This is a genomic window from Companilactobacillus nantensis DSM 16982 (assembly GCF_001435815.1).
GTDB classification, from domain to species: Bacteria; Bacillota; Bacilli; order Lactobacillales; family Lactobacillaceae; genus Companilactobacillus; species Companilactobacillus nantensis.
The window spans coordinates 1-13553 of the sequence record NZ_AZFV01000011.1 but is presented as its reverse complement, the minus strand read 5'-3'; the positions used below and the strand labels follow the sequence as shown (position 1 = coordinate 13553).

The window sequence follows — 13553 nt, the reverse complement described above, 5'->3', positions numbered from 1 at the left end:
GGATTATTTATAAAACAGTAGAAGTTCAAAAGCTTTTTATTAATTCGTTATGTTAGTTGATTTGTAGTTATCTGTTTCATAGCTTTGATATATGTCAAAAGATTGAAAGTTTCAAAGTGATTTTTAAATCTTGGTTCTTTAACGATACGAAATATAAAATAACGAACAAACTAGCCGGAAGGAACAAGAATTTAGGTCGCTGTGCAGGTGGTGTTAGAGCTTTAGCTCTTACACCACGGGACGAGTTTTGAAACTCGCGTATTTTGCGAGGTTCAAAATCGAGAGGCGAGACCTTGGCTCGACTCGGTCCCCATAGCGACCTAAATTTCTTGTTTCTGGAGGCGGCACCACATTACATTAGTCTTAATCTGCAATACCATATATAATGATGGTTAATAAGAGGTGGAGGGAAACGATGAAAAAGAGGAACATTATTCTTTCAATAGTTTTAGTCTTAATTTTATTAATCAGCTTTTTTGGTTTTAGCAGGCACACTCAAGCTGTTAAAAAGGAACAATATGTTCAAAGCTCGACGCCAACGTTGTTTTTCCACGGTTATGGCAGTAGTTATGAAGCGGAAACGCAGATGACTGATGCCGCTAAGGCTGCTGGTGTTACGAAAAAGGTTGTCCGTGTGAATGTCAGTCCCAATGGTTTTGTAAAATTAATTGGCTCGATTCCTAAGAATGCCAAGAATCCTATCGTTGAAGTTAATTTTGATAACAATAAAATGACAAATTACGTTACAGCCGGAAAATGGGTCAATGATGTTATTAAAGAGTTGCAGAAAGATTATCATTTTAAGAATGTTAATTTTGTGGGTCATTCAATGGGAAATATGGCAATTAATTATTACATCATGAATTATGCTGGTAAAAAAGGGCAGCCTAAAGTTAACAAGGTTGTTGATATCGCTGGTCATTTTGATGGAATTTTAGGAATGGGTGACAAGGCAAATCAATTAAAGTTAGCTAAAAATGGCAAACCTGATACGATGGATAAGTCGTATAAGCAACTTTTGAAATTACGAAAAGTTTATCCAACTAATACACAGGTTTTGAACATCTTTGGGGATGTTAATGATGGTAGCCATTCAGATACGCGTGTCAGCAACGCTTCTTCCAAATCATTAAAGTATCTGGTTTCAGGACGTGCGAAATCGTATAAGGAAAAGAAAATTGTTGGTAAAATGGCACAACACAGCAAGCTACATGAAAACAAACAAGTGGATAAGCTGTTAATTAATTTCTTGTGGAAAAAATAATGACTATATAATAAAAGCATCTATGGAAAAGTAGAATTAATCCCTTTTCCATAGATGCTTTTGACTTTATTCTAATGTTGAACAAAAGGATACCAGCCAGCTAATGCAAAGCCTAATAAAGCAGTAACAATGCAGAAGATAAGCACTGCCCAAACTAGTGAACGATTGATAGTCTTTTGATCCTTACGAGCAAAGGCAATTTCAACTAAACCAATGAATATCAAAGCGACAATAACTTTGACAATCAATAATGTTGGTTCAACTGACCAAGCACGCAGGCCTAATTTGATACCAGTTGCAATAATAACAATGTAGCCAACTCGCGTAATCATTTCATAAATTTTTGTGTTCGAATTTGTAAATAATACCAGTAAAATCATCACGGCTATAACTAGCCAAGTAATTAAATGTGTCCATAACCAAAGCATAGTGGAACCTCCTAATATTGTTTATCATAACATTACTGAGGTTTTCAGGAGAGGAAATATGAACTAAGGCCTAAAACGTTTGCAATATAATTAGAACAGAATTCAAAAAATAGGGTGGATAAATTTAAATAAAATTTGTCCACCCTATTTTTCGTAGTTAGTTCGATAATTCAAATTGGATTACTTGTGATACTAGTTATACCGTCTCCAGAATCATGAAACGGTCTATAAGACTTGTTATAAAACGAAACAAAAAAACAACGAATAAACTAGTCGGAAGGAACAAAAGTTTAGGTTGCTGTGAAGGTGGCGTTAGTGCTTTAAGCTTACACCACGGGACGAGTTTTAAAACTCGCGTATTTTGCGAGGTTCAAAATCGAGCTTCGAGACCGATCTTTGGCTCGAAGCGGTCCCCACAGCGACCTAAATTTCTTGTTCCTGGAGACGGCATTACATATTCAAATTATCTTTTCTCTTCTTGTAATCATCATCAGAAACATTGCCTTTAGCATACTCCTGATTCAAAACTTCCAAAGCACTATTTTGCTTGTGATTATTTTTAGTGAAGTAAACAATAGCGAAAATGATGAGTAGTAGGATGATGCCGTAGAATAAAAGGCCACCGCCCATAAAACCCATACCACCAAAGCCATTCTGACAACCTGCAAATCCCATCATAATGTCCAGCTCCTTTAAAAGTATCTTATAGAATCATTATATTTGGTTTAAACATGCTTCACAATTAAAGTGTACTTTGACGGAAAATTAATTTAGTAGCCAGTTCCATTCGTTTAGTAACGTGTCGTGGATTAGTTAAAATATCCTGCATTAAATCAACGGCTGCTGCACCCATTTGAACGGTTGCAACGTCTACTGAACTCAATTCTGGGTTAACATAACTAGCAAGTGCTGTGTTGTTGAAACTGAAAATATTGATACGGTCGGGAACGGCAATATTGGCTTCTTGGAGTGCTTTTAAAGCGCCTGCTGCCATAGGGTCATTTGCGATGAAGAAGGCATGAGGTAAGCCGTCCAACGTTTGGATGGCTTTTTTCATTTGTTTATAGCCGGCACCTTTCGTAAAGTCGCCTTTGAAACAAAATTCAGGCCGAAAAATATTGTGATCCACCATGGCTGCCTTGAAACTATCGTATCGAAAATCTGGAATCGTCCGTAAATTATCAGTGGAATTTTCTTCACCATAGATCAGGCCAATATCGGTGATTTTTTGATCAACAAAGTAATCAACGACATGTTTGATACCGTATTTGAAGTCGGTCACAATCGTATCGAAACCTTGGGGGAATTGGTCATCGTCAATAAAAACTAAATTGTGACTGATTTGAGTCATCTGTTCCACTTGAGCTTGACTGTATTTACCAACAGCGATGATGCCATCAATATCTTGAGGAATCTCGGTAAGATTATTGTGAAAAATTCGACTGATTTCAAAGCCATAAGTTGTAGCTTGTTGCTCGATACCTTCACGAACAGTCATGTAGTACATATCATCTTGTTCTTTTGATTCAGAATACCATTGAACTAAGGCAATACGTTTTTGAAAATGAGTATTCCGGTGATTAGCTTTTTGATAGTTCATGTCGGTCGCAATTTTTAAAATATTTGTACGTGTTTGGTCAGTGACTGACAAAGTTAAATCGTTATTGAGGACCCGCGAAACGGTTGCTGGTGAAACGTTGGCCTTTTTGGCGATGTCACGTAAAGTTGCCATTAACTGAGACTTCCGACGAATTTATCGAAAGCTTTTTGACCTTGGTCATTCCACTTGAAGACACCAGCATCTTCAAGGACACGACCGAAGACTAAGCCAGCTTCTTGAGCCACAATATCAGCAACGTTGTCGTCCGTAAAATCATATTTAGCTTGGAGTTGATCAGCCCAAGTTTTGTGATATTCAGCCATTTGATTAGGTTGTTTTAGTAGGTAGCGTTCAACTTCTTTGAGTTCAGTCTTCAAACGTGCAGGAAGAATAGCTCGACCCATGACTTCAATCAAACCGATATTTTCTTTTTTGATATGTTGAACATCTTGATGAGGATGGAAAATGCCATCAGGATATTGTACTGAAGTTTGGTTGTCACGTAGGACAATATCTAAAACATAGGCATCATCTTTGCGATAGGCAATCGGCGTTACAGTGTGATGACGAGTTTCGTTAGTATAAGCTCTGACGTCAACAGTTTCATCTGAATAATTCATCCAATTTTCATGAATTAAGGTCGCTGCTTTGACCAATTCTTCAGGGTCCTGACTTGTTAAGCGAATGGTTGATAATGGCCACTTAACAATACCAGCTTGGACACCAGCGACTGGAATTTCAATCTCACGTTCAATTGGTGCTTTCATCATCGGAAAGACGTGACGGCCACCTTGATAGTGGTCATGACTGAGCATCGAACCACCAACAATTGGTAAATCAGCGTTACTGCCGACAAAGTACTGTGGGAAAATACGAATGATTTCCAACAGGTTATTGAATGTATGTTGGTTGATAATCATTGGTTGGTGAACTTGATTCAAGAAGATAGCATGTTCACTGAAATAAGCGTACGGAGAATATTGGAAGCCCCAAGTTTGACCACCCAGTGTAAAACGAATGATTCGGTGATTACTACGGGCAGGATAACCTAAACGTCCTAGATAACCCTCGTTTTCCATACAAAGTTGGCATTTAGGATAACCGTTTTGGACTTGTTGACCAGCAGCGGCAATGGCTTTGGGGTCTTTTTCAGGTTTAGAAAGATTGATTGTAATTTCCAAGGCTCCATAATTAGTTTTAACGTCATAAGAAATATTTTTAGCAATTGCCTTTGTTTTGATATAGTCATTAGTTTGGCTCAATTGATAAAAATAGTTTGTGGCTGTTTCGGGACTAACTTGGTACAAATTCCAAAATTCTTGGTTAACTTTGGAAGGTAATGGCGTTACGAAATCCATCAGTTGATCATTGAGAATTTCTTTAGCTGTTTGGCTATCGTCAATCTTGTGATTTTTCAGAGCCGTTTCAATTAAAGCCGTTTTGAGATCATCATTAGTTTGATGGTTATCATCACCAACCAGGGCACAAATTCGATTGTATAAGTAAATGCGGTCTAATTCTTGATAGTCGTTGTCAGCCGCAATAATTTGATCGACAAAGTTATCGACACAGGACATTATTTTTCCACCTCAGAGATTTTAATTTCACTAGGTCCGTCAGCGATTTCTGCAATATAGAAGTCAGCGGCGTAACCAATTTTATTTTGATAAATTTTCCCAACATTTGTTTGGAAAGCGTCAATTTGATCCTTGTCGACAAAGGCAATCGCACAGCCACCAAAACCTGCTCCAACCATTCGGGCACCAAGTACGCCAGGTTGTTGCCAAGCAGCTTCAACTAAAGTATCAAGTTCGACACCGGTCACTTCATAATCGTAATGGAGTGAAATATGAGAGGCATTGACTAATTTGCCAAATTCAACCAGATTGTTTTCTTTCAAATACTTAATAGCTTTCAATGTTCGTTGATTTTCAAAGACAGCATGACGGGCGCGACGAATCAAGATATCATCATTGATTAAGTAAGAATTACGGTCAAAGTCATCAATTGATAAGTCACCAAGTGATTTAATATTTAATTTTGTTTGGAGAAGAGCTAAAGCTTGTTCACATTGACTGCGACGTTCATTGTATTTTGAATCCGCTAAAGCACGGTGCTTGTTAGTATTCATAATGACGATTACGTTGTTACCAAGCTCAACTGGGGCATAGTGGTATTCCATTGTATTGGTATCTAGGAGGATAGCTTGATCCTTTTTACCCATCCCAACGGCAAATTCATCCATGATACCGGAGTTCACACCAATGTAGTTGTTTTCGTTTTGTTGACCCATTTTAACAAGGTCTAATTGATTGATTCCCAGTTTAAAGACATCATTTAAAATATTTCCCATCAATAATTCGATAGAAGCAGACGATGATAAACCAGCGCCATCAGGTAAATTACCATTAACATAGATGTTAAAACCGTGATCTAATTTGTAACCCGCTTTGGTGATTAAATAAATCATCCCCGTAAGATAATTAGCCCAATCACGAGCTTTATCATATTCAAGACTGTCTAATGAAACAGAAACAATACCAGAATCGGGTAGGTTAGCAGAGTACATCTTAATTGTTCGATCGTCTCTGTTACCAAAAGCAGCGTAAGTTCCCAAACTAATAGCACAGGGGAAAACATTCCCACCATTATAGTCAGTGTGTTCACCAATTAGATTAATTCTGCCAGGTGAGAAAAATAGTTTTTCAGCTGTTTCGTTAAAAATAAGTTCATAACCTTGTAAAACTTTCTTAGTGTCCATAGCCATTCTCCATTTTTACTAAATATTTACTTAACAAAAATGATATCGCTTTCGAAGAGCTAAAACAAGGGGTATTAAAAAATGCCGCCATCGGGTGCGAGAAATTCTGGTCGCTATGGGGACCGTTTCGAGCCAAAGAGCGGTCTCGAAACTCGATTTTGAACCTCGCAAAATACGCGAGTTTCAAAACTCGTCCCATGGTGTAAGGACTAAAGTCCTAACGCCACCTTCACAGCGACCAGAATTCTCGCACTCGATGGCTAGGGTATTATATATATTATTTCGAAGATTAATTCAGGAGTTTATGTTTTTCATCAGCGGATTAATAAAGTGTTAGCAATTTACTAGAAGTATTAAAATGGATTTTATTACGTAGAGAACATTAATATAGAAAAAATAGTCGGAAGAGATGAGCAATAGTTACTGGCAGTGAAAGTGGCGTAAGTGCTAAAGCACTAACGCCACCGGGCGTGTTTGGAGACTTGCGTTTTTCAGCAAGGCTTCAAACCGAGGTCTGAGACCTTGGCTCAGGCCGGTCCGCACAGCCAGTAACTATTGCTCATCTCTGTAGACGCCCCCAAACTTTTGAACCTATTTATTTAATAATTTCAATAAAATGTTATCATTATATGCATGGATAACCGCAACGGAAAAAAGAGGAGAACACAATGAAGATAGCAGTGGTTACTGATACAGCATCTTATTTAACACCTGAACAAATCAAGAAGTATAACGTTACTGTTTTACCAATTACCGTTATTTTGGGCGACAAGCAGTACAAGGAAACTGAAGAATTAACTGATGATAAATTTTATGATTATTTAGCCAATGAACCTGAGTTGCCAACTACAGCTCAAGTTTCGATGGGACAGATTCAGGAAGCTTATGATCGGTTAGTAGCTGAGGGTTACGATACAATCATTTCGATTCACTTATCACTTGGAATTACGTCATTCATGGACAATTTGCGTATGTTCGTCAAAGACTATGACAAGGCTAAAGTCTATCCTTTCGACTCGATGGCTGCGAGTGCTGCTGAAGCTGATTTGGTAATGCTAGCTGGTTCATTGGCACAAAAGGATGTTGACCCCGAAGAAATTGTAAAGCAACTAGAAGAGCTACGTGATTCAACTGATATTTATTTTGCGGTTAACGACTTGAAGCATTTGAGTCGTACTGGTCGTTTGAGCAATCGTTCTGCTATTATTGGTAGTTTGTTAGATGTTAAACCTCTTTTGACTTTTAAAGACGGTAAAATTTATGCAATTGGCAAAGAAAGAACCATGCGTCGGGCTTATCGGATGATTCAAAAAGAAATTCAAAAATATGCGGATGCCCATCCGGATTGGAAATTACACATTACAGTTGTTGACTCAAATAATCGTGAGTTGGAAGACAAGTGGTTAGCTGATTTCCAAAGCAATTTCGCACAGGCTCGTGTTTCTAAGAGTCATTTAGGACCAGCTATTAGTGTTCATACAGGCGAAAAAACGATGGGTGTTGTCTGGGATAAGGATATGTTATTAGATGAAAACTAGAATTATGATTTATGTCGATGACGTTGATATGAGTGTTGAATTTTGGACTGAAGAGTTTGGTGCTAACGTTGTCGCTCGTCAAACCTTAAATGGTGGCTATCAAAATGTAATCGTTGGTATTTCCAGTGAAGTTGAGTTATCAATTTTCCCACGTGATTATATTAGAATTTATTCTCCAGAAGTAGCTGAAAACGTTCCATCATTGATGTTCTTCTCGAATGACTTTGACAAATTGCATGATGAATTGATTAGTGCTGGGGAAATTACGGAAGTTAATGGTGTTTTGACATTTAATTTCCAAGATCCTGAAGGTAATTATTTTGTTGTCGCAAAAGCAGAATAAATGTTATACAGGTACTAACTAGTTTTATGATATTAAAAATTCAAAGGTCTTTTATAATTATTGGATGAATTAATAATTTGTCTGGTTAATTATAAAAGACTTTTTTCTTTATAGAAAAATATTGACAAAATGTAGTGTCTCAATGTTTGCATGCCTTTTAGACAATTCATAAAATAGGTTTATATGTACTGGAAAGGAAATTTTTCTATGAAAATTAACCTTCAAGAACAATTAGTAAATCACTTGACTGATTACTTAGAAACTTTACCCGCCAATGCTAAATTACCATCTGAACGACAACTTGCTGACGAATATGAGGTTTCACGGAATACCGTTCGGGCAGCTCTGTTAAATTTGGAAGCAATTGGGCTGGTGAGGCGGATTCATGGTAAAGGAACTTTTGTTAATCGGACTAATTTAAACAGTGATCTCAGCAGTAGTTATAAATTTGGTGAACAAATGCAATTGTTGGGAAAGGTCCCAACGACTAAGATAATTAACTTTGAGAAAAAGGAAGTTAATGCTTACTTTGTTGATAATATGAATTTAGAGTTCGGTGAATTTATTATTCAAATTGAACGTCTACGTTTGGCAGATGATGAACCAATGATGTTTGAACGAACTTATTTGCCATTAAAGTTTTTTCCGACTTTAACCGAAGAAATGTTACATAATAAATCGCTATACGATACTTTTGAAAAAGATTTCCAAGAGAATATTAGTTATGCGGACGAATATTTTTCATCAGGTGTTATTGGGGACTCTGACAGTAAAGTTATGGGATTGCCTGAAGGGATGCCTTGTTTATTGTTGAAACGGAAAACTTATGATTTGAAAAAACAATTAATTGAATTTACTTTGAGTACGGCTCGGAGTGATGAATTTGCTTATCATGTTAGGCATAATATTGAAGACTAAAGTTTATTAAATTACGGACCAAAAAACTGCTTAGTGAAATCACTAGGCAGTTTTTTTAATTGATTATGAAGGGGAAGCAAAATTTAAATATTGGCAGCGGCAGCTGAATAATCAGGTGTCAATTCTGTTAAAGCAACGATGTCATCGCCTGCTTTAATTTTATCCTTGTTGAGTTTATCGACATCACCGTAAGACATCGTGTTAGTTACAACAACCATAACAGTTGTGTCATATCCGGCTTCTTTAAGTTTAGCAATATCGAAAGTTCCAAGTAGATCGCCTTTTTTAACTTGGTCACCTTGTTTGACATTCGTTGTAAAGTATTGACCTTTTAAGTTAACTGTATCAAGTCCTAGGTGAATCAAAATTTCAGCACCATCGGTTGTTTTAATTCCGTAAGCATGTTTTGTTTCATACGCAACGGTTAATGTACCATCAGCCACAGCGTAAACTTTACCATCATTAGGTTTGATAGCAGCACCTTTACCCATAATCTCAGCAGAGAAAACTTGATCATTAACGTCTGATAAATTGATTAATTCACCCGATACAGGAGCAGCAATCATTTCATCAGCAACGTCGATGATTTTGTCATCATTTTTAACAACTGGCTTAGCAGTAGTAACTTTGTCAAATTTCATACCGTAAACATATGTCAAAATAAATCCTAAAGCGATACTAATGGCGATACTGATAAAGAATGGTAAGTAATACTTAGGTGGGAAAGAAATAAATCCGATAATACCGGCAGCACCCATAGCACTAGATAGCACGTGGAAAATACCGATAAAGATACATGCGATACCAGAAGCAATCATGGCACAAATGAACGGATAACGAAGTTTCAAATTAACACCGAAGATTGCGGGTTCTGTAATACCAAGTAAGGCTGAAAGTCCAGCTGACGAGGCGAGTCCTTTTTGCTTTTCATCTTTGGAAATAAAGAAGATAGCTAGACAAGCAGCACCTTGAGCAGCATTAGCCATTGAAGCGATTGGGAAGAAGAAGTCACCACCGGTTTTAGCAATGTTAGTTAACAATTGTGTTTCGATAGCTGGGAAACTTTGGTGCAAACCAGTAATAACAATAGGTGAGTAGAAAGTACCAAATACAGCTGTACCGATAAAACCTGTTGTGTTGTAGAGCCAAACAATTCCGTTAGTTAAACCGTCAGAAACGATTCTCATAATTGGTCCAACACCGATAAATGTTAGAAGACCAGTTATAATAACAGCAATTAATGGTGTGAAAATGAAATCGAGTGTAGCAGGCATCCGTTTGTGGAGCCATTTTTCAATGTTTGCTAAAATCCAAGCAACTACTAAGACTGGTAGAACTTGGCCTTGATAACCAGCTTGAGCAACTTTGATACCAAAAACATTCCAGTAGGTCATTTTTCCAGCAGCCATGACGTTAGCAACATCATACCCATTGACCAAAGCAGGCATAACCATAGCCATACCAATAGCGGCACCAAGATAAGGATTACCACCAAAACGTTTTGTGGCTGAGAAACCGATTAATACGGGCATGAATGCAAATGGGGCAGAGGCTAATAAGTTAATTAGTTCAGCAACACCTTTCATACCAGGGTACATTTGAACGACAGACAATGAGCCAAATAAATTTGGTGATGTTAAAACGTTGTTCAAAGCCATCAATAAACCACCAGCAACTAAGGCTGGAATTAATGGAACAAAAATATCAGAAAGAACTTTAACGAAAGCCATTATTGGATTCGTCTTTTTACCGTTAGAAGCTAGATTCTTTAAATCATCAGGCGTAACACCTTTGAGACCAGTCTTTTGAATTAAAAAGTCGTAAACTTTGTCGACATCTCCGGGTCCGATAATGATTTGATACTGACCATTAATACTGAAAGTACCTTTAACGTCAGCATCATTATCAAGACCAGTTTGGTCAATTTTCTTTTCATCTTTAACAACTAATCTTAATCGAGTTGCACAGTGGGCGGCAGCAATTAAATTGTCGCGACCTATATATTGAATAACTCGATCCGCAACTTGTTCATGATTCATATTATTCCCCTCCAAAATCAAATGTAAGCGTTTCGATAACTTAATAATACATGCTTTTTTATAATTGTCAAACGTTTGACAAAACAAAATAGTATTTCTTTTTGTAATCGGTTAACGTACTGATAATGGTAGAATTGAATAATTGTTATACGTTTGACAATTAGCTGTTAAAGAAGTTACAATACAGTCAATCAAAGAAAGTATGAGTTAAGCAAATGATTACAGAATGGACAACTAAGTTAAGATATTTACCATATGAAGATTGGCCTAATCAACAAATTATTGATATCAAACAAAAAATAGCCACATCTCATTGGAGACTGGGCTATCATATTCAACCATCGACTGGCTTGTTGAACGATCCTAATGGTTTTTCTTATTTTAACGGTCAATGGCATTTGTTTTACCAATCATTTCCTTATGGTCCAGTTCATGGATTGAAGAATTGGACGCATCTGACTTCAGACGATTTAGTCCTTTGGCAAGATCATGGCCCTTTGTTATTGCCAGGGGATGAACAAGATAGTCATGGCGCTTATTCAGGTTCAGCTATTTCAGTAGAAGACCAACTTTTCTTGATGTATACCGGTAATGTTCGTGATGAAAATTGGGTTCGTCATCCTAAGCAAGATGGTGCATGGATGAATGCTAAAAATGAGTTAACAAAAATTTCAACGCCATTGATTGAAGAACCGAAGAACGGATTTACTGATCATTTTCGAGATCCTCAAATCTTGAAGCATGATGGTACATATTATTGTTTGATTGGTGCACGGAAAAAAGACGATACTGGTCATGTGTTGGTTTATCAAGCAAATGCGGTGACTGGTCCTTGGCAATATAAAACAGAACTCAAATTTACTGACCAACCAATGGGATATATGATTGAATGTCCTAATTTAGTTTTCGTTGATGGTCAACCAGTTTTGATTTTTTGTCCACAAGGTATTGCACAGTCTGTTTTGAAACACCAAAATATTTATCCTAATGCTTACGTTGTGGGGAAAGATTTTGATTGGGATAATTTTCAATTCATTGATCCTTCAGAAATTAAAAATTTGGACGATGGATTTGATGTCTACGCTACCGAAGCTTTGAATGCTCCTGATGGAAGAGCATTAACTGTTAGTTGGATTGGGTTACCAGATACTGAATATCCATCCGATATTGAGGGCTGGGCTAATTGTTATAGTCTAGTAAAGGAACTACATCTTGAGGATAATCAGCTTTATCAATTACCAGTAGTGGAAAATGACAAATTAATAAAAATAGAAATTAATACTTCAGAAATTACACCACAGGCTAAAATAACGATGTATATGGAAGCCAACCAGCGTGGACAAGTTTCTGTTAAAACTGATTGTGGTGAAGAATTACAAATTCAGCTTGATACAACAAATGGTAAGATATTAGTAGATCGAACAAATGCAGGTGTGGCTGTGGCAGTCGACCATGGAACAAAGCGTGAGACAAATGTTACGGAAGGGCCAATAACCGCAGAATTATATTTTGATAATACTGTTTTTGAACTATATATTAATGGTGGACAAAAAGTAATTACTGGTCGAGTTTTCCCACAAGGACGACAATTCTTTGTTGAATCGCAAAATGTCCAATTGCAAAAGTTCCAATTAGAGAAGATTTATTAATGAGGTAAGTTATGGCAACATTAGACGATATTGCAAAGATGGCTGGAGTTTCGGCAACAACTGTCTCAAGGGTAATTAATAATTATGGTTCTCTGTCAGAGAAGACTAAAACAAAAGTTTTTGCGGCTATGAAGGAACTTAATTATCAACCAAATAGTTTGGCACGTTCTTTGAAGGGCAAGAAGACTCAATTGATTGGAATTATTTTGCCAGGTGTTGGAAATCCATTCTTTGGACAGATGGTACAAGAAATCGAAGACCAACTGTTCAAAAAGGGATTTCGAATAATTCTTTGTAATGCGGGAAATGATGCTGAAAAGGAACGAGCATATCTAAGAATGCTAATGGCTAATCGAGTTGATGGAATTATTGCTGGCTCACATAATTTGAATATTGAGGAATATCAAAAAGTTGGATTGCCGATTATTTCATTTGACCGTTACTTGTCAGAGAATATTCCAATTGTCAGTTCTGATAATTATCACGGTGGGCAACTAGCTGCTTTATCATTGCTGGCTGCTGGTAGTAAAAAACTGCAAATTATCACTGGAGCCAATCGTCCTAATAGTCCGACTAACAATCGTCTAAGCGGTTTTCAAGAAGTATTAAATCGTCAAAATTTGGATTTTAAATTGTTAGAAATACCATTTAGTTCATCACCTAATATTAAAGGATTGAAAATTAAAGAACTGTTAGCTAAGAGGGATGCTGACGGGATCTTCTGTACTGATGATCTGACAGCTTTGCTAGTAATGCAACAAGCCAAAGAGTTAGATATTAAAATTCCAGAAGATTTAAAACTAATTGGTTATGATGGTACAAACTTTATCCAAAATTATCACCCTGAGTTAACGACAATCATGCAGCCAATTTCTGATATTGTCACAATGATGATTGATTTGTTGTTAAAACGAATTGATGATCCTGATTGTAAATTAGAAAGTAATTATACGTTGCCAGTTAAGTTGATTACTGGAGCAACCACCATATAAAAAGGGGCTGTGACATAACTC

The 13553-nt window shown here is 36.9% G+C and carries 12 protein-coding genes; 6 read left to right on the top strand and 6 right to left on the bottom strand.

Annotated elements, in window-relative coordinates:
- The first annotated feature begins 415 nt into the window (after positions 1-415).
- Positions 416-1264, top strand: coding sequence for an alpha/beta hydrolase (locus FD31_RS06055; protein ID WP_057891877.1), 849 nt, complete (start codon positions 416-418; stop codon positions 1262-1264).
- A gap of 71 nt (positions 1265-1335) precedes the next feature.
- Here FD31_RS06055 and FD31_RS06050 read toward each other — a convergent pair whose 3' ends face one another.
- The 5 genes from FD31_RS06050 to FD31_RS06030 form a co-directional block, all read right to left on the bottom strand.
- Complete coding sequence (locus tag FD31_RS06050) at positions 1336-1692, bottom strand: DUF1516 family protein (RefSeq protein WP_057891876.1); 357 nt, start codon at positions 1690-1692, stop codon at positions 1336-1338.
- A gap of 450 nt (positions 1693-2142) precedes the next feature.
- On the bottom strand, positions 2143-2370 hold the full coding sequence (locus FD31_RS06045) for an SHOCT domain-containing protein (RefSeq protein ID WP_057891875.1): 228 nt from the start codon (positions 2368-2370) through the stop codon (positions 2143-2145).
- Positions 2371-2434: 64 nt separating this feature from the next.
- Positions 2435-3424 carry a LacI family DNA-binding transcriptional regulator gene (locus FD31_RS06040; RefSeq protein ID WP_057891874.1) on the bottom strand — a complete coding sequence of 330 codons (990 nt, stop codon included), beginning with the start codon at positions 3422-3424 and terminating at the stop codon, positions 2435-2437.
- Complete coding sequence (locus FD31_RS06035; RefSeq protein WP_057891873.1) at positions 3424-4869, bottom strand: UDP-glucose--hexose-1-phosphate uridylyltransferase; 1446 nt, start codon at positions 4867-4869, stop codon at positions 3424-3426. The genes FD31_RS06040 and FD31_RS06035 overlap by 1 nt, the downstream gene beginning before the upstream one ends.
- Positions 4869-6053 carry a galactokinase gene (locus FD31_RS06030; protein ID WP_057891872.1) on the bottom strand — a complete coding sequence of 395 codons (1185 nt, stop codon included), beginning with the start codon at positions 6051-6053 and terminating at the stop codon, positions 4869-4871. Before FD31_RS06030 ends, FD31_RS06035 begins: the two co-directional genes overlap by 1 nt.
- Before the next feature lie 668 nt (positions 6054-6721).
- On the opposite strand from FD31_RS06030, the gene FD31_RS06025 reads away from it, so the two are divergent.
- The 3 genes from FD31_RS06025 (at position 6722) to FD31_RS06015 (ending at position 8852) form a co-directional block, all read left to right on the top strand.
- Positions 6722-7591 (top strand): DegV family protein, encoded by an 870-nt coding sequence (locus FD31_RS06025; RefSeq protein WP_057891871.1) that lies wholly within the window; start codon positions 6722-6724, stop codon positions 7589-7591.
- Positions 7581-7934, top strand: coding sequence for a VOC family protein (locus FD31_RS06020; RefSeq protein ID WP_057891870.1), 354 nt, complete (start codon positions 7581-7583; stop codon positions 7932-7934). The genes FD31_RS06025 and FD31_RS06020 overlap by 11 nt, the downstream gene beginning before the upstream one ends.
- A gap of 207 nt (positions 7935-8141) precedes the next feature.
- Entirely contained in the window at positions 8142-8852 is a 711-nt protein-coding gene (locus tag FD31_RS06015; RefSeq protein WP_057891869.1) for a GntR family transcriptional regulator, read from the top strand.
- An 83-nt stretch (positions 8853-8935) separates the two neighbouring features.
- Here the strand turns inward: FD31_RS06015 and FD31_RS06010 are convergent, their stop codons facing one another.
- Positions 8936-10891 carry a sucrose-specific PTS transporter subunit IIBC gene (locus FD31_RS06010; protein ID WP_057891868.1) on the bottom strand — a complete coding sequence of 652 codons (1956 nt, stop codon included), beginning with the start codon at positions 10889-10891 and terminating at the stop codon, positions 8936-8938.
- Between the two features lie 215 nt (positions 10892-11106).
- Here FD31_RS06010 and FD31_RS06005 point away from each other — a divergent pair, with 215 nt between their 5' ends.
- Both FD31_RS06005 and FD31_RS06000 read left to right on the top strand, forming a co-directional pair.
- Positions 11107-12540 (top strand): sucrose-6-phosphate hydrolase, encoded by a 1434-nt coding sequence (locus FD31_RS06005; protein ID WP_057891867.1) that lies wholly within the window; start codon positions 11107-11109, stop codon positions 12538-12540.
- 11 nt (positions 12541-12551) lie between these two features.
- On the top strand, positions 12552-13532 hold the full coding sequence (locus FD31_RS06000) for a LacI family DNA-binding transcriptional regulator (RefSeq protein ID WP_057891866.1): 981 nt from the start codon (positions 12552-12554) through the stop codon (positions 13530-13532).
- Positions 13533-13553 lie beyond the last annotated feature (21 nt).